Origin of the sequence: Clostridium amylolyticum (genome assembly GCF_900142075.1) — a bacterium.
Taxonomy (GTDB): Bacteria; Bacillota; Clostridia; order Clostridiales; family Clostridiaceae; genus Clostridium_AA; species Clostridium_AA amylolyticum.
This window is the reverse complement of record NZ_FQZO01000002.1, coordinates 350,283-368,210: the sequence shown is the minus strand read 5'-3', so window position 1 is coordinate 368,210 and position 17,928 is coordinate 350,283. Positions and strand designations below refer to the sequence as shown.

The following is a 17,928-nucleotide window of genomic DNA, read 5'->3' as shown; positions in this document are numbered from 1 at the left end:
TTACACCTCCTCTTGTCCCTTAATAAGTTTTATAAGATGTGGTACCACTTCATATATGTCACCCACTATACCGTAGTGAGCAAGCTTGAATATAGGTGCTTTTTCATCAGTATTCACAGCAATGATATACTCAGCTTTATTCATGCCTATGGTAAATTGTATGGCTCCGGATATACCAAGGGTTATTATGAGTTTAGGTTTAACTATTTTTCCGCTAACCCCTATTTGCCTGCTGGTATCTGCCCAGCCCATTTCAGTTAAAGGCCTAGTAACAGCTAGCTCAGCTCCTAAGGCTTCAGCTAGTTCCACAGCCATTCTCATATCTCTTTGAGTTCTAACTCCTCTACCCACAGCTACTAGTATTTCAGCTTCTGATATACCTATTTCCTTATACTTTTTAGATACTTCTAATATATTTATCCCTGAGGTTAAAGCAGGGGGATTACAGCTAGTGACTTTACCATTAGGAATTTCATTTCTTTGTGGCATGGAGAAAATTTGAGGTTTTACTGTAGCTATTTGAGGTCTTGTATTTGCTGTAATTATCTCTGCCATTATACTACCGCCGTAAGTTGGTCTAATTTGTAATAATTCGCTAGATTCATCAATGTCTAAAGTAGTACAATCTGCTGCTAGGCCAGTTTTAAATCTTGCCGCAATTCTTGAGGCTAAAACCTTTCCATTAACGGTAGAAGCAGAAAGTATTACTGAGGGTTTAACTTTATTAATAAAATCCTCAAGGCAGGAGGTATAGGGTTCTGACCTAAAATATTTAAGCTCCGAATCTTCATAGATAAAAATCTCTTCCACTCCATAATGCAAAAGTTCCATGGAGGAATTTTTTATATTATGTCCCATAAAAACAGCATATAAGGAAGAGTTAGATTTTTCAGCTAGTTCCTTAGCTTTTCCTAGAAGTTCAAAGGTTATGGGGTTTATCTTTCCATCTATATGATCCACTATTACAGTTATACCTTTCCAAGAATCTTTATCCTTTACTTTGTCATTTAATAATCTTTCCATGTTAGCATCCCCCCTTTATATATATTTTAGATCTTTTAATTTACTGTATATGCTTTCAGCTAATTCCAGGGAAGCGCCTGTCCAAACTTCCTTTTCAGGTGCTACGCCCTCAGGAAAGACTCTTTGAAGATTAATGGGAGAACCTTTATCAGCAATTTTCTTTTCGCTGGCTTCCTTCTCCTTAAGAGTAGAGTCTTTAGAAGAAAAAAGAGTTCTAATATGAGTAGGAGAGCCCTTTAGACCATAGAAATTTTCATCAGTATTTTCAAGATCTTCAAGGCTTATTACCTTAATAGCTTTGTCTTTAGACTCTAATCTTTTTCTAAAAGAAAGCAGTCTGGGTTCAAAGATATCTTCTTCTACACTTAACACGCAGGGAGTTTTAATTTCTAGGGTACCTAAGGCATCTCCCATGTCCGATTCTACTATGATAAAAGAATCTTCAATATTTACTATACGCCTCACATTAGATGTATCAGTAAAACCCATAAGTTCTGCTAGCTCTGAAGAGAGATGCCCCGTACCACTGTCTGTGGATTTTTTACCTAATATTATTAAATCCAAATTACTAAAACTACTTATAACTTGAGAAAGTATCAGGGCAGTGGCATAGAGATCAGAACCATTAAAAGCCTTATGAGATATTAAAAATCCTTCATCTACCCCCATCATATAAGCTTCTTTAATTATTTGAGCTGCACCTTTATCTCCTAAGGTCACTACTGAAACCTTGCCACCCTTTTCTTCTTTTATTCTAAGTGCAGTTTCCAAAGCATAAAGATCATAAGGGTTTATCTGAGAGTTAGCTTCATTTCTTTTTAACACACCAGTAACAGCATCAATATTTATTTCTGAAGTATCAGGAACTTGTTTTATGCATACCATTACATTCATTTAACTATTCCTCCATTAATTCATTAGATTAATTGGTGTGACCAATTTATTCTTTAAATTAATTGTAACTCTACTGAGAATAAATTTCATTAACAATTGAATAAAAAGTATTAAAAAAATATTAAATAATTATTGCTATTAAGTAAAATTTTAAAAGTAGACTATAAAATTGCTTCATTGTTTATAATAAACTTTACACCTTTGAAACAATTAATCGTAATAGGTTGTGTTGCTATAGTGTATAATAGTAGTTGATGAAAGGAGCTTATTCAATGAAAAAATATATAGGATTATTTACAGTATTCATAGCAGTTGCAGTGGTATTTATATTTATAATGATTAATAAATCCAATGGTGTAGTTACTAACGCAAGGTTTATGGGGAGACAAGCCTCTGCAAATAGCGAAAAATATCAAGATGATAATGAAACAGAAAATAATATCATAGATGATAAAAATATTAAAGATAACAGTGTTGAAAATAGAGATGGGACAAGCACTACTAAAGAATCACAAAATAATAACCAGGAAACAAATAAACAGAATAACAAAAGCGCTAGTGATATATTACTAGCCAATAAAAGTCATAGATTAGATAAAGATTACGTACCTAAGAATTTAACATTACCTAAGGTTAAATTTAAATCTTCTGTTGATGACCTAGTGAAAAAGATGGATAAGGAAGCAGCGCTAGCCCTAGAAGATATGTTTAATGCAGCAAAGCAAGATGGTATAACCTTATTAGGTGTATCAGGATATAGGAGCTATGCAATTCAAAATAACCTTTATAACAGTAATGTTAAGAGACAGGGAAAGAGTCACGCAGATAGATACAGTGCACAACCTGGAGCAAGTGAGCATCAGACCGGGTTAGCGATGGACATGCTATCTACAGATTATTCATCACTAAATGAAGGCTTTGAAAACACAAAAGCCTTTAAATGGCTAGAAGACAATGCCTATAAATATGGATACATACTAAGATATCCAAAGGGAAAAGAAAATATCACAGGCTATGCTTATGAGCCATGGCACTATAGATATGTTGGAATAGAGGTAAGTGAGAAAATCACTAAAAATAAATTAACTCTTGAAGAATATTTAAGGGAAAATAATTAGAAAAACTCTAGATGAATAATTAAATATGACTCAAAAGAATCACTTGATCATAGGAAAAGAGCTTTTATACCTTAAAGGTTAAAAGCTCTTTTTGTCACTTACCACTTGTCGGTAAAGCCATATAAGGCTACTTTCTTCCTGTGATGTAAGTTCTATATCTCCTAAATGGATAATTGGATTCTTATAAGGTTAAAGACAATATAGAGTATATTTATATGATGTGTTATTTATGAGCAAAGAATGAATATGAAAATAGCAATATAAGAGAACTTACAGAAGAAGAAAAGAAAAAGGTTAATAAAGATTTAGTTGACATTATAGAAATGGATTAGGTTATATTTCCTAGTCTATTTTTTCAATATAAGCATATATTTATATAAATATTACATTGTATGGTGAGTATTACATTAAATGGTGATATTATATTTATAAGAGGTGATTTTATGAAAATTAAAACAAAACAATTTCTTACATTGCTTATGGCAGTTCTATTTTCTATTTCTTTTCCATTGACTGCTTTTGCTAGTACTTCTACAGAAAATTCACTTGTGAATGTTGTTGTTTCTGATAGTGATAAACAAACTATAATTGCTCAAGTACCAAAAAAGTATGTTGATGAATATAAAGAAAAATTAAAGAATCCAGTATTTAAACAAGAGCAAATTAACATGATGAGTGGCAATGCTCGTACTCTTCCAGAAGGAAAAATTATTGCACAAAACTATTTATATAGGTCTGATATAAAAAGAATATATGAGTCTGTTCAACCTGGTGCATTTGAAAGCCTTGTTCTTACTTTTGGACCAAGCATTGCTGTTGCAAAGATAATAAAAGCTTTAGGTCTAAGTAGCCCGTGGGGTATTGTAGGTGCATTAGGAACTTGGCTAGTTGAGTATATAAGAGTTAAGCCAGAGGATTGGTGGACGCAATCCTATATAATGCTTTTAGAAAACAGTATTTGGTGTGTAAGAGTATCACATATTCAAAACCTAAAACCAACATATCCTGCAGCCTGGTTAATATTGGAAAGGCTATAAGTTTACAATATATGGAACATAATCGCTTTATGAGTAGTATTAAAATTTTATGTAATAAAAAGATATTTATATATTTTGTTCGAGGAATTGGATGGATAGTTTTGCCTATTGCAATTCATATAGGATTATTTCACAAAGAAGTTTTTGATAAATATCCAATTTTAACTTTACTTTGTGTTTTAATATTTCTTCTTACAGATTATAAAGTTAACTATAAAGGAATGAAAGCTTCAAAACGAGTACTTATACTTTTATCATACCTTGTTGCTTGTATTTTCTGTGGATATGTTGTTTACATTATAGGTTGTTTTAAATATTGAATATTAATATAAATGTTAAAAGAAGGTATATATCTTATTTAAGAGATATACCTTGTTATTTTTTGTAAAAAAATATGTTTAGAAATTGGCGCGACTAATGGAGATTATATAAATATTAATCCATACTATGTTAATAATGGTTCAAGCTATGGAGTAACTACATTTAGATATAGAGTCTATACTGTTTTAGATTCTAATACACCATATGGTACAGTTACAGTTTCAAGTGATATTTTTAATTAAACACCTTAGAGGATAAAATTAAAGCACACCTTAGAGAATAAAATTAAAGTCCACCTTAGGTTAAGTAAGTTTGATATGATAAATATATGAACCTATTAAATTATTTATAAACTTTTATTTTTTTAAATCTTTTTACTATACCTTTCAGTCTAATGGGTGAAGGGAGAGAATAAGAGGGAATTAAAGATAATCCGTTGTAGTTATTTACTGGAGGTTTTTTATATGAGGGTTGAAGATTTGGTTAAAGCCGCCCAAAAAGGTGATGATGAGGCTTTTTATATGCTTATAGCAGAAAATAAGGATAAATTATATAGTGTTGCTTACTGCTATTTAAAAAGTCATGAGGACGTTTTGGAAGCCATACAAGAAGTTACTTGCAGAGCCTATGTTAAATTACATAAGCTAAAAGAGCCTAAATATTTTAATACTTGGCTTATTAGGATAGCAATTAATTATTGCATAGATGAGCAGAAAAGAAGAAAAAAGCTAATATTTATGGAATCAGATGGAGTAGTAGAGGAACATAAAAATAATTTAAATAAACTTATAGTGGAAGAAGCTATAGAAAAATTATCACCAAAATGTAAAGAGGTTATAATATTAAAGTATTTTCAGGATATGACCATAGCAGACATTTCAAAGGTTGTAGAGGCTCCTGAAGGAACTATAAAGACATGGTTAAAAAAAGGACTTGAAGAGTTAAGGGATCAATTAAACAAAGGGGGTGAAGAAGGTGTTTGATAGAGAAGAGGAAACTCTAATGAGGGTTGCGGAAAATATAAATCAAGGATTTAAATCCTCGGATATTGATGAATATATAAAAAGTGGAATAAGCTTAGGAAAAAAGAAAAAAAGAAGAGCTAAGATGCGAATGTATACAAGCGTAGTAGCGCTATTTACCTTTATTATGCTTATTACCTCTATACGCATCTCTCCGGCTTTCGCCTACTATGTAAGTAAAGTGCCTGGATTTAATTATATAGTTAAACTTATTAATTATGATAAGGGAATTAAGGATGCAGTAGATAATAACTTTGTTGAACAAATAAATGCTTCTCAGGAGCATGATGATATTGTATTTACCATTAAAGATATAATAATTGATAACTCCAAAGCTATAATTTTTTACTCCATTGAAAATAAAGGTGATCATAGGTTTGTTAATTTGCATAACATGAGTTTCAAGGATGAAAAAGAAGATGAATCTACTATTGCTGGTTCTGGTTGGTCGTATTTTATTAATAAGGATATGAATATATATAAAAAGCTTGAGGAAAGTGTAGAGATTGATTTTAATGAAAAAAGCCAAATTCCAGAAACGCTGCTTATTAGCATAAAGCTTAAGGAAAGTAAAGGAGAAGGTTATTCAGAAAACTCAGCGGAATTACTACCATATACCTGGGATTTTAAAATTCATATAGACAAGAAAAAGTTTGAAGATATGAGTAAAAGGTATACTTTAAATAAAAATATAGAAATAGAAGGTCAGAGGATAATATTTAAGGCCTTAACCATTACTCCAACTAGAATGGCATTGGAAATAGAATATGATAAGAATAATACTAAGAAGATTTTAGGCTTTGATGACATAGAGATAGTAGATGAAAATGGTGAAAACAGATCTACTATTATTAATGGTATAAGTGGAACTAAAATTGATGACTATAATGAAATAATATATTTTCAGAGTAATTATTTTGCGGACCCAAAAGAACTTTATATAAAAGGAAGCAGTATAAGAGCTTTAGATAAAGATAAATGCACAGTAGAAATTGATATAGAAAATAATAAGCTTTTAAAGGCACCAGATGATAAATTTATTTTGAATTCAGTAAATAAAGGTGACAAAGAATTAATTTTAGACTATAAGGTAATTAGTAATGACCCTAAGGATAAAGATAATCATTATAACAGTTTTCATAATGGAATTAAGGATAGCAATGGTAAAATTTATCAAGAACACAGAGGCACCAGTAGTAGCTCTTCTTCGGTAAGTAGTACAACTTCTTATATCACTATAGATAGCAAGATTAAAAGTCCTATATATTTAAATATAAGTAATTATCCTGCTTGGATTAAGGGGGATTTCAAGATAAAGGTTAAATAATATTTTGTGTAATTTAACACTTAAATAAGGAGTATCTATAGAATTTTGTAAATTATTTATATAGATGCTCCTTTAATTAGATTTACTGTTAAATTTTCTGAAAATAATGTATTTAAATTAATTGATAGTGGTAAATCTTAGGTATAATATGATTATAATGTATTTTTTCTAAGTTAATATTAATTTTAAGGAAGGTGTATTAAAGTGGTAAAAAGGTTTTTAAGTTCAACTTCTTCTGAACTGAATAAGTTTAATAAGGAAGAGCTTTTGGAATCTATAGCTGCCAGCGAAGGCAGGGTGATAGTAGCGGAGACGGTAGGAGTAGTACAACCATTGTTATATCCTATTAGCAATGCGGAAACCGTAGCAGCTTTTGGTGCAGACATGATAATATTAAATGTGTTTGATGTGGATAATCCTGTGGTTCATGGTTATGAGCATGTGGATAAAAAAGATATCATTAATGAAATAAAGAGACTTACAGGAAGGATAGTTGGAATAAATCTAGAGCCTGTGGATGAAGAAGGAGATACCTTGGGAGAAATTGAAAAACTACCTAAAGGAAGGCTTGGAACCATAGAGAATGCAGAAAAGGCTGCACAAATGGGGATTAACTTTATAGTTTTAACCGGTAATCCTGGCACAGGGGTATCCAATAAGGCTATAGAAAAATCCTTAGAAAATATGAAAAAGGCAGTGGGCTCAAAGGTAATGATCATAGCAGGAAAGATGCATGCTGCAGGTTCTTATAAGGAAGCAGCACAAAACATTATAACCAAAGCTGATATAGAAGCCTTCGTAAAAGCTGGAGCAGATGTTATATTAATGCCTGCACCTGGGACAGTACCTGGAATTACCATGGAATATATAAGAGAATTGGTAGATTACTCTCATAACCTTGGAGCATTAACCCTTACTGCCATAGGTACATCTCAAGAAGGTGCAGATGAGGATACTATAAAACAAATAGCTTTAATGTGTAAAATGACAGGTACAGATATGCATCATCTAGGGGATGCTGGGTATCTAGGCATAGCTGCCCCAGAAAATATACTGGCTTATAGCATAGCCGTAAGAGGTAGAAGACATACCTATAGCAGAATGGCCGCTTCAATAAATAGATAAAAGGGTGACTGCCACCCTTTTTTAATCCTCAAGTCTATATCCCACCTTGAAGATAGTTCTAATATTGTCTTTAAGATCCAATTTTTCTCTAAGCCTTTGCACATGTATATCCACAGTTCTGCTTTCCCCTAGATAATCAAAGCCCCAAACCTTTTCTAGAATCTGTTCTCTAGATAAAGCTATATTTTTATTCTTTAAAAACAAAAGTAGCAAGTGGTATTCCTTTAAAGTTAGCTCTATAGGTTTACCATCCAACTTTACCACACGCTGATCTTGACAAATTTCTAAGTTTTTAAATTTTATAATAGTGTTAATAGATCCATACCTACGTAAAACTACTTCTATTCTTGCTATAAGCTCTATAGCTTCAAAAGGCTTTACTATATAATCCTCAGCTCCTAATCTAAGGCCTTTTACTCTATCTATTACAGATTCTTTAGCAGTGACAAATATTACAGGAATCCCTTTATTTTTAATATGATGAATTAAACTAAAACCATCTATTTTAGGCATGGTTACATCTAATAAAATTAAATCTAAATCCTCTTTGTCTATGATTTCTTTTGCTTCTTGTCCGTCAATAGCCTTTATTACCTCATACCCTACCATTTGGAGATTTATTGCTATAAGGTCTCTAATGGCTTCATCATCCTCTGCTACTAAAATTTTAATCATTGGAACTCCCCCCCCATAGTATTATTAATATAAATATAGATAAGATACTATTTCTTTTCTTTCATAGTCAATTTCTATAATAATTTTATTTTTAGAATCTGTTTTATTTAAATAAACTAAAGAAACTATGGGAGTATGAAAGATTTTTTTAGAGCCTCTCTTAAGATCTAATAAATCATATTGATTAAGGTCTATATCAAAAGCCCTAATTAAAGGAAGAGCAAGTGATTCAAGCTCTTCTGTTGTAATTTTAAATGGTTTATTAGAATGGGAAATCTTATAACTATGACTCATAAATAAAACTTTCCCATCATTTGGATCTATCCTGCACTCATATTTTTCCTTCCTATAAGGTTCATCCCATATAATTAGCCATTCAAAGTTATTATCAGAATTTTTGCTTAAATTTACAAACTCAGAAACTTTACTTCTATCTATATTTGTACTAAAGATAGCATTAAACATTGTCAATGCCTTTTCTATAGCTTTGTCTCTGGTGAAATCATTAGGATTTGAGGATTTGGCAGTATCCACATAATTATCTAAAACTTTATCAGAGTAGAGCTTATCTTCATAGTGATTTAAATTAAAGGTACAAGCACTGTTAGAAAGCATTGCTAATAATATCATAAATATTACTATAAACTTTTTCATTATAAGCAAGCCTCCTTACTAAAAGTTAACGTAACTAAGGTACCTTCATTAACCTCGCTATTAATATTGAAACTTATTTTATGTATTTTGCATACTTCTTCACATATAGAAAGACCTAAACCCATACCGCTTTTATAGCTTTCTCCACCCTTATCCACTCTATAAAAGGGCTCTTTTATATTAATTAAAGCCTCATTAGGAATACCTATGCCATTATCTTTAATAGTTAATACCAATTCTCCTGAACTTAAGTGATTAGACTTTATTTCGATAGCACCATTTTCCTTACAGGCCTTTATGGCATTATCTAAAAGATTTATTATAAGCACAATAATAAGCTGAATATCAGCTAGGATATAGCAGTGATTTACAGAAAGATTTAAAGATATGTTTTTTTCCTCCAACTTGTAATTTAATGTCTTGCAGGCTTTTGCTACTGAATCTTTTAAGGATATAGAGGTAAAGGTCATCTCGTCATTTTTAACTAACATGAGCTTTAGAAGTGTAACACTTAAGTTTTCTAACCTTTTAGCTTCCGAATTTATGTAATTTAATCCTTTATATTTTATTTCATCACTGACATTACCTTTAAGCAATAAGTCTGAATATCCAATAATAGAAGTTAAAGGGGTTTTTAGTTCATGAGTTAAACTATCTATAAATCTTTGTTTAGAATCACTTAAATTTTTAAGTTCTTCAATGGTATTTTCCGTAGCTTCAATCATGATATTAAAATTTTCTGATAAGGAAGATAATTCATCTTTCTTTTTACTAAACTTTACCCGTTTTTGGTAGTTTCCCAAAGCTACTTCCTTAGAAACGGCGCTGAGCTCCGCTATAGGTTTAGTAATATTTTTTGAAATAAGATACATACCTATAGCCAAAACAGTAAACACTAAAACATCTAAAAATAGGAAAAGTTTATAGTTTTCAGTTCTCTCCCTATATATAAATTCTATATCTTTAGCCATCAATAGCTTTAGAATATTGCCATGAAGCTTAAAGCTAGAACTTATAAACAAATAGTGTTTATTATCTATATTTCGAATTATAAAGCTTTTTTCATTATTTTTAGATTCTGTAATTTCTGTTCTAGAAGATGGTACATCTATTTTCAAATTAGAGAAAATGACCTTGTTGTCATTGTTATAAACCTCTACCATATTATATTCTAAGTTATTATTGAAGATATATTTGTTAATAATTAAATCTAGCCAGCTCTTTAAATAAGAAGTTTCTGCTATATCAAATTTTTGAAGAGAATCTGCATTTAAATATAAGATACCAACCATAGAGTTGTGTTCATTTAATGATGTTTGTATGAAGGTATCTAAATTTCGTTTGTGAATATTCTCTATGATGAACACTCCAGCTCCATTAAATATAATAAGAAATAATAACATGGAATATACAAATATTCTTTTCCAAAACTTCATCTTTTCACCCTTACTTTATACGTACTAAATAGGAATAAAGTATAAATAAATTTAATGTTATTAATATAATTATAAACTAAGTATGAAAATCTATATATAATATAAAAATATTTAGGTGCCACCAAGAAGTGTCCTTTTAAATTAAAGCCTTAATAGCCATAGGTAATTCATGATTGTGGACAGGTTCAGGGATGTATGCTCTTACATCATTTTCGCTATGAATTTCATACCATAATATAAATATCAATATGGACCATATCCTTCTGCTGTAGTCTACATATCCTTTCCTATGCTTTTCTAGAAGTTCTAGTGCAAAAGCTTTATTAATATACTCTTCAGGACATTTAGTATTAATTATATCTCTTGCCCATGTATACATTTCATTTTTTAACCACAGTCTTATAGGTACTGGGAAGCCTAATTTTTTTCTGTTTACAGCAGAGGGGGGAATTTTCTCTTTAAAAGCTTGCCTTAATAAATATTTTGTGGTGTTATTTTTTACTTTATCATCTACCCCTAATATTGAAGCAGCTTTTAATACCTTGTAATCTAAGAAAGGAACCCTAACTTCTAAAGAGTTTGCCATGGACATTTTATCTGCTTTAGCAAGTATGTCACCTCTTAACCAAGTATTTAGATCTATATACTGCATCTTTGATACTTCATCCAAATGAGAGACTTCTTTATATAATGGAGCTGTAATATCTATAAAGTTATAGCTAGGATCATAATTATGAATTAGTTTGATTTTTTCTTTTTCTTTGAACACTTTTGCATTGCCTATAAAACGTTGTTCTAAGGGGGTTACTCCTCTTTCTATGAAGCTTTTGCCTTTAATTCCTTCTGGCATTATTCTGGATAGGCTTAATAGTATATTCTTTATAAAATTAGGAATGTAATTAAACATCTGTAAAGAGTTGGGCTCATTATATATGTTGTAACCTCCAAATAATTCATCAGAACCTTCTCCGGATAATGCTACCTTTACATGGTTACTGGCTTCTTTTGAAATGAAATATAAAGGAATAGCAGAAGGGTCTGCTAAAGGTACATCCATATAACTCACAATATTAGGAAGTTCATTAATAAATTCTTCTATAGTAATAGTTTTGTTTATATTTTCAATTTCTAGGGCATCAGCTGTTTCCTTAGCCAAATCAATTTCGCTGTAGCCTTCTCTTTCAAAGCCTACAGTGAAGCTTTTTATATCTGGATTTATCTCTCTTGCTAACGAAGCTATTATAGTAGAATCTATCCCTCCAGATAAAAATGTAGCTACAGGAGCGTCACTTACCATGTGGGTTTCTACAGAATCCATAAGAGCATTCACTATATTTTTAATTTTTATATCTTCATTGCCTGCGGATGGATTTAAAATTATGGAAGCATACTTTTCTATTTCTATATTTCCATTTAAAGATTTTTTTATGGTATGTCCTGGAGGTAATATGTTTATTCTACAAAATATAGTCTCTGGTTCAGGTACGTATTGAAAGGTAAAATAGTTATGAAGACCTTTAAAATTAATATCAGTTTTTTCTAGGCATAGTTTTAAACACTTTACTTCTGAAGAGCAGTATAATCCTTCTTCTTTTTCAAGGTAGTAAAAAGGTTTTATGCCAAAGGTATCTCTTGCACCAAAGATTGATTGGGTAACTCCGTTCCAAATAACAAAAGCAAACATTCCTCTAAGAAGCTTTACAAAGGAACTCCCATAATGGCAGTAGCAAGCAAGAAGAACTTCTGCTTCTGAATTGGTGTTAAAATCATATCCTAGTTGTATAAGACTTTCCCTTAATTCTTTATAATTATAAATTTCTCCATTAAAAACTATGGTGTAATTATTATTATGGTATGTCATAGGCTGGCTACCACTATTAAAATCTATGATGCTCAGCCTGTTAAAGCCCATATATATATTTTCCCCAGCAAAATACTTAGAGCTATCTGGTCCCCTATATTTCATAGTTTCTTTAATTTCATTTAAAGCATCAATTTTTTCCTTATCAATGACCTCTTTACTAAAAAAAGTTAAAAAACCGCACAATTATATAACCCCCTTTTAAAACTAGTATAATATGACAAGTTCTCTGAACTTTTGCAAAGATGTTTCAAAGTTGTAAAGTTTTAATGATGGTGCCAGTGACTTGTATGTTATCTATCTTTTTCTCAAAAAAATATTTCATTAAATGGATTATAGTGTAAAATATATAGTGTAACTAAAAAATAATAGAAATAAAATGTGAATAATTTTCATAAAATAATAATTATTAGTTTTAACCCTTTATATTTCTCTATTATTTTAGTAAAATTTAAATAAACAATTATTAACAAAATTGGACTGCGGGAGGTATTGCATGAACTTAATGAGTCTTTCAGAAGTATTGGATAGATCTATCAATACTTTAAGGAAAAATTTGAAGAATATAATTTTATTTAATTTGGTTTATAGTGTTATTTCGGGAATAATAGCTTTTATTCTCATAATAATTGGCATTATAACCGCAGCTTTTACCAGCATATTATCACCATCAAGTGTAGGGGTGGTGATATCCACTTCCTTAATCATATTGATAATAGCTACTTTTGTTATTTCTATAAAGGTAGGAATAATAAAGATATCAGCCCAACAATACACCGGAGAAAAGATAAGCGTTCAAAATGCTTTAACTAGTTCTTTAATAAGTCTTCCTAAGATATTTGTAATTCTTTTATTAGCATCCATTGTTTTTTCACCAGTGATATTTGTTTTTTGGAAACTTATAACATGGATGATGGAAAGTGTAGACTTATATTTATTTGAGTTTGGTATAGAAATAGTGAAGTGGATGTCTATAATAATAATCCCACTATTAATGCTTCTTATATCACTATTTATAGTATTGATTTACTACACATTATTCTCCTTTTCTTTTCAAGTAGCTACTATAGAGAAAAAAGGACCTCTAGCATCTATAAAGAGAAGCTTTATATTGGTTAAGAAAAACTTTTGGAAGATGGTTGGATATAATTTAATATTTATTCTAACTGTAATGGGAATAAGATACTCTTTACAAAGCTTGGTCGGTTTGATTTTAGGAATTATATATTTAGTGGGAAAACTTTTTAGCATAAATCAAGACTATAATATACTATTAGCAAGCCTATATGGAGTTCTATCTTGGCCTATAAATATATTAACTTGGCTTATAGTAAGCCCTATAGGAGGAATTATGAGTACCCTTCTTTACTTTAATCAAAGATTTAAAAAGGAAGGATTAGATATAGAACTTGAGCTTAAAGTGTTAGAAAATACCATGAAAGGGAGCAATTAAGTGAATTTGATAAGTTTGATTATAACATCAAAACCTGAATTTCAACGCAGTGTAGATAAGATTTTAAATAGTGTAGAATACAGCCACCTTAAAAATGATACTAGAAGCTTTATAGAGAGGATTAGAGAGGCTATAGCAAGAAAGATATTAGAATTCTTCCAGAAAAACTTATCAGGAATAAAATTATCTTCTAATGCTTCAGAAACATTGCCGGATATTTTCATGATTATTGGAGTGTTGGTGCTTATTGTATTAATTGTACTAATAGTTTTAAAAACAAACAAAGCCTTAAGTAAAAAAAGAAGAATTAAGGAGATTTTAGGAGAAAAGATAGATGAAGCCACTACTCCTGTGACATTAAGGCAGAAGGCTGCACAATTTAAGGAAAAAGGTGATTTAAGACAAGCTATAAGGTTTGATTTTATCTCCATGCTTTTATTGCTCCATGAGAGCAGCATACTTTACCTAGATGAAACTAAAACCAATGAAGAAATTTATAAATATCTTAAAAAAGAAAAATTCTTTATGCTAGAGGATATAAAATACCTGATGAATATATTTAACTCCACTTGGTATGGAAATAAAGTTTGTACGGAGGATATGTACAAGGAGTGGAATTATAAAATTGACATTTTGTGGAATGAGGTGATAAAACTTGAAGAAAAAGCAAAGTAAAGACATAATACTTATTATTATCCTTATTCCATTATTTCTTTGGGGGGCATTTTTCATATCTAGCAGGATGGAAAATAAACTACCAAGATATACGGTAATAAATAAAGCAAGAGAAGGCTATAGTGTATTTTATGAGGCACTAAAAGATCTTAAGTATCCAGTAGAAAGAACTTTAAAGCCTATTTCTGAGCAAGATTTAGATACTATTCAAATAGTAACAGAACAAGGTGCTTTGAACATAAATGCTGAAGATATAAAAGCCTGGGTTAAAAAGGGAGGGAAAATTGTTTTTCTATCTTCTAGGCCCTTAGGAAAGATAGATTATGAGGATGTTTCACCAATAAAACAAGGAAGTATTACCAACTATAACTACCATAAAGGAAAAATAATAGCTGCAGATGTATCTTATTTTACCAATGAAGCCCTTATGGAAGATGTATCTAAAGCCTATAATCTAGTGAGTGAAGTGGATGGAAATTCTTACAAAAAGATATATTTTAATGAGTATAATATTTTTGTTCAAGGACAAAAAAGAAGTTTGTGGGACTATACCCCTCTAGGAATTAGAATTATAGTTTACCAGCTGGCATTGGTTTTAATAGCTCTTTATTATTATAAAGGCAAGCGTTTCGGTAAGCCCATTCCTTTATATGAAGAGGTAGAAAGAAGTGAAAATGAATATGTGTATAACACAGCTTCTATTTATAGACAAGCTAATTGTTGGGATATAATGGTGGAAAGCTATTATACAAGCCTTCTTAAGGAAATGAACAGCACTCATCAACAATGGCTGGAATACTGGGAAAGAAAAGATCTTCCTTCCATAAATAATGCCAAGAAGGTATATGACTTTATGAATAATAAAAAAGAGAAGCACGATAAAAATAAATGCTTACAAATCATCAATACTATAGAAGAACTTAAAAGTATCTTAACAAAAAGGAGAGATTCATATTGGAAAACCTGGAAAACAACAAAGTAATAAATATAGTGGAAAAGGTAAATGAAGAACTTAGAAAGGTTATAGTAGAGCAGGATGAAATGATAGAGCAATGCATCATTAGCCTTATAAGTGGTGGACATGTACTTATAGAAGGAGTTCCAGGTTTAGCTAAGACCTTAATGATAAAGGCGCTGTCTAGAACCCTTTCCTTAGATTTTAAGAGGATTCAGTTTACCCCCGACCTTATGCCGGCGGATGTAACTGGTACAAAGATATTTAATATGCAGACTAGAGAGTTTGAACTTACTAAAGGACCAGTGTTTACTAACTTCTTATTAGCGGATGAAATAAATCGTACTCCCCCTAAAACTCAAGCTGGACTACTAGAAGCTATGGCGGAAAAGACGGTTTCTATAGATGGTGAAATGATAGAACTACCTAACCCCTATATGGTCTTTGCCACTCAAAACCCTTTAGAATACGAAGGAACATATCCTTTACCTGAAGCTTTGGTGGATAGATTTTTGATAAAAATAGTTATAGACTATCCTTCAATGCAAGCGGAAAAAGAGGTGTTAAAACGCCATAACAACGGTTTTTCCAGTATAGATTTAGATAAAGCTGGAGTTAGAGCTTTATTTAGCGCTGAGGATATATTAAAAGCTAGAGAAGAAGTTCAAAGGGTACAGATAGAAGACGCATTAATGGACTATATAGTAAATATTATCGCAGAGACTAGAAACAACCCCACCATAGATATAGGAAGCTCCCCAAGAGGTTCTATAGCTCTGCTTCAGTGTGCCAAAGGGGCAGCGGCATATAGTGGAAGGGATTATGTAATTCCTGAGGATATAAAAAAGATGGCTATACCTGTTTTAAGGCATAGGATAATACTTAAACCTGAGCTAGAGCTTGAAGGAGTTAAGGCAGATCAGGTGCTCCAGGATATACTTTCAAAAGTAAAAGTACCTAGATAGAGAGTAGAGTGATATAGTTGAGTATTACAAAAGGTTATATATATATGTTACTAACGGGAGTTTTGCTTCTTATACTTTCCATGACCTTCAATATGAGTATTTTAATTTTCATAATATATAATGGGATATGCATAACACTGCTTTTAGTGGATTACTCTAGTTCTAATGAAAAAGATAACATAATCATTAACCGTTATGGACATGATAGTTTATCTATTTATGAAAATGAGCCTATCTCTTTTGAAGTATATAATAAAAGCCAAAGAGAGCTTTATATAGAATTAAAGGATGAAACTCCTGAACATCATTTTAAATTCACAGATAATGTAATGAAGGGGATAGTACCTCCTCATGAAAAGAAGATATTTACTTATCAAGTTATGCCCACAAAAAGGGGAGCCTTTACCTTTGGAAAGCTTCATGTGAAATATTTAGGGAAATATAAGCTTGCCATGAGGCATTTTAAAGTTAATCTTAATAAAGAGTTTAAAATTTATCCTAATATGAAGAATTTAAGGAAATATAGATTAAGCATAACTAATAACCGTTCCTTTAAACAAGGACAGAGAAATTTAAGGATGATAGGCAGAGGCACTTCTTTTGAAAGCCTTAGAGAGTATAATCACGGCGACGAGTACAGAAAAATCAACTGGAAAGCTACAGCTAGAGGAAACAAGCCTATTGTAAATCAATATGAACCTGAAAAGAATCAACATGTACACATTTTTATAGATACCGGAAGACCTATGAGTTATACCCTTAGAGGATATAGGAAGCTGGATATGGTAGTTAATACAGCCCTGGTGCTTTCCGATGTGGTAAATCAAAACGGTGACCAGTCAGGACTGTTGCTTTTCAACACTCAGGTAGACAATATGATTATGCCCGGCAAGGGGCCAGAACACAGAAATAAAATACTTGAAGCTCTTTATCATATAGATCATACCAATGAAACTTCCAACTATGATGATGCTTTTTACTACTTTAAAAGGAAAGAAAGGCACAGAAGCTTGATATTTTTGTTTACAGATTTTGATACCCTAGAAGAAGCAGAAAATATGCTTAAGGTGCTTCCCGTAATATCTAAGAATAATATAGTAGTAATAGTGCTTATCAAAAATGAAAGCCTTGAAAACATAAGTAACCAAAAGGCGGGTAACAAAGAAGAAATATTTAATAAAGGTGTAGCCATGGAACTGCTTGATGAAAGACAAAAGATCATCAATCTACTTAATAGAAGAGGAATACTATGTGTGGAATGCCCAGCGGAAAAACTAGAATACACCGTAGTAAACAGATACATTCAAGTTAAAAACAGAACATATTTCTAAGCAGACATTCCAAATCTAAGATTTGGAATGGCCGCTTACTTCTTCTTAAGCCCTAA

General features: G+C 31.2%; 17 protein-coding genes. 11 read left to right on the top strand and 6 right to left on the bottom strand.

The genetic code is table 11. The features are described 5' to 3' along the window. Entirely contained in the window at positions 1–1,023 is a 1,023-nt protein-coding gene (locus BUA82_RS06310) for an electron transfer flavoprotein subunit alpha/FixB family protein (protein WP_073005741.1), read from the bottom strand. Between the two features lie 15 nt (positions 1,024–1,038). Further along, positions 1,039–1,917: an electron transfer flavoprotein subunit beta/FixA family protein gene (locus tag BUA82_RS06305; protein ID WP_073005739.1), complete on the bottom strand. Its 879-nt coding sequence runs from the start codon at positions 1,915–1,917 to the stop codon at positions 1,039–1,041. Positions 1,918–2,171: 254 nt separating this feature from the next. Between BUA82_RS06305 and BUA82_RS06300 the strand changes: the two genes are divergently transcribed. The 6 genes from BUA82_RS06300 to BUA82_RS06275 all read left to right on the top strand — a co-directional run bounded on the left by BUA82_RS06300 (position 2,172) and on the right by BUA82_RS06275 (position 7,867). Continuing rightward, on the top strand, positions 2,172–3,035 hold the full coding sequence (locus BUA82_RS06300; protein WP_423230446.1) for a M15 family metallopeptidase: 864 nt from the start codon (positions 2,172–2,174) through the stop codon (positions 3,033–3,035). A gap of 443 nt (positions 3,036–3,478) precedes the next feature. Next, positions 3,479–4,072 (top strand): hypothetical protein, encoded by a 594-nt coding sequence (locus BUA82_RS06295; protein ID WP_073005737.1) that lies wholly within the window; start codon positions 3,479–3,481, stop codon positions 4,070–4,072. A gap of 101 nt (positions 4,073–4,173) precedes the next feature. Further along, positions 4,174–4,392 (top strand): hypothetical protein, encoded by a 219-nt coding sequence (locus BUA82_RS20895; protein ID WP_073005735.1) that lies wholly within the window; start codon positions 4,174–4,176, stop codon positions 4,390–4,392. A gap of 465 nt (positions 4,393–4,857) precedes the next feature. Beyond that, positions 4,858–5,376 (top strand): sigma-70 family RNA polymerase sigma factor, encoded by a 519-nt coding sequence (locus BUA82_RS06285; RefSeq protein WP_073005733.1) that lies wholly within the window; start codon positions 4,858–4,860, stop codon positions 5,374–5,376. Then, positions 5,369–6,742, top strand: a complete 1,374-nt coding sequence (locus tag BUA82_RS06280) for a DUF4179 domain-containing protein (RefSeq protein ID WP_083599809.1) — start codon at positions 5,369–5,371, stop codon at positions 6,740–6,742. The genes BUA82_RS06285 and BUA82_RS06280 overlap by 8 nt, the downstream gene beginning before the upstream one ends. Positions 6,743–6,946: 204 nt before the next feature. Beyond that, positions 6,947–7,867 carry a DUF7916 family protein gene (locus BUA82_RS06275; protein WP_073005731.1) on the top strand — a complete coding sequence of 307 codons (921 nt, stop codon included), beginning with the start codon at positions 6,947–6,949 and terminating at the stop codon, positions 7,865–7,867. 21 nt (positions 7,868–7,888) lie between these two features. On the opposite strand, the gene BUA82_RS06270 is transcribed toward BUA82_RS06275, so the two are convergent. The 4 genes from BUA82_RS06270 to asnB all read right to left on the bottom strand — a co-directional run bounded on the left by BUA82_RS06270 (position 7,889) and on the right by asnB (position 12,679). After that, positions 7,889–8,542, bottom strand: coding sequence for a response regulator transcription factor (locus BUA82_RS06270; RefSeq protein WP_073005729.1), 654 nt, complete (start codon positions 8,540–8,542; stop codon positions 7,889–7,891). A 24-nt stretch (positions 8,543–8,566) separates the two neighbouring features. After that, positions 8,567–9,196, bottom strand: coding sequence for a hypothetical protein (locus BUA82_RS06265; RefSeq protein ID WP_073005728.1), 630 nt, complete (start codon positions 9,194–9,196; stop codon positions 8,567–8,569). Further along, positions 9,196–10,632, bottom strand: coding sequence for a sensor histidine kinase (locus BUA82_RS06260; protein WP_073005727.1), 1,437 nt, complete (start codon positions 10,630–10,632; stop codon positions 9,196–9,198). Before BUA82_RS06260 ends, BUA82_RS06265 begins: the two co-directional genes overlap by 1 nt. Before the next feature lie 136 nt (positions 10,633–10,768). Next, the gene (asnB, locus tag BUA82_RS06255) at positions 10,769–12,679 is read right to left on the bottom strand and encodes an asparagine synthase (glutamine-hydrolyzing) (protein WP_073005726.1); all 1,911 of its coding nucleotides are present in this window, start codon (positions 12,677–12,679) and stop codon (positions 10,769–10,771) included. A gap of 310 nt (positions 12,680–12,989) precedes the next feature. Between asnB and BUA82_RS06250 the strand changes: the two genes are divergently transcribed. The 5 genes from BUA82_RS06250 to BUA82_RS06230 are packed head-to-tail and all read left to right on the top strand — an operon-like array spanning position 12,990 to position 17,872. Continuing rightward, positions 12,990–13,946: a DUF7847 domain-containing protein gene (locus tag BUA82_RS06250; RefSeq protein ID WP_073005725.1), complete on the top strand. Its 957-nt coding sequence runs from the start codon at positions 12,990–12,992 to the stop codon at positions 13,944–13,946. Then, the gene (locus BUA82_RS06245) at positions 13,947–14,621 is read left to right on the top strand and encodes a hypothetical protein (RefSeq protein WP_073005724.1); all 675 of its coding nucleotides are present in this window, start codon (positions 13,947–13,949) and stop codon (positions 14,619–14,621) included. It begins immediately after the preceding gene. Continuing rightward, on the top strand, positions 14,602–15,603 hold the full coding sequence (locus tag BUA82_RS06240; protein ID WP_073005723.1) for a DUF4350 domain-containing protein: 1,002 nt from the start codon (positions 14,602–14,604) through the stop codon (positions 15,601–15,603). Before BUA82_RS06245 ends, BUA82_RS06240 begins: the two co-directional genes overlap by 20 nt. After that, positions 15,576–16,541 (top strand): AAA family ATPase, encoded by a 966-nt coding sequence (locus BUA82_RS06235; RefSeq protein WP_073005722.1) that lies wholly within the window; start codon positions 15,576–15,578, stop codon positions 16,539–16,541. Before BUA82_RS06240 ends, BUA82_RS06235 begins: the two co-directional genes overlap by 28 nt. 17 nt (positions 16,542–16,558) lie before the next feature. Beyond that, positions 16,559–17,872: a DUF58 domain-containing protein gene (locus tag BUA82_RS06230; RefSeq protein ID WP_143148585.1), complete on the top strand. Its 1,314-nt coding sequence runs from the start codon at positions 16,559–16,561 to the stop codon at positions 17,870–17,872. Positions 17,873–17,928 lie beyond the last annotated feature (56 nt).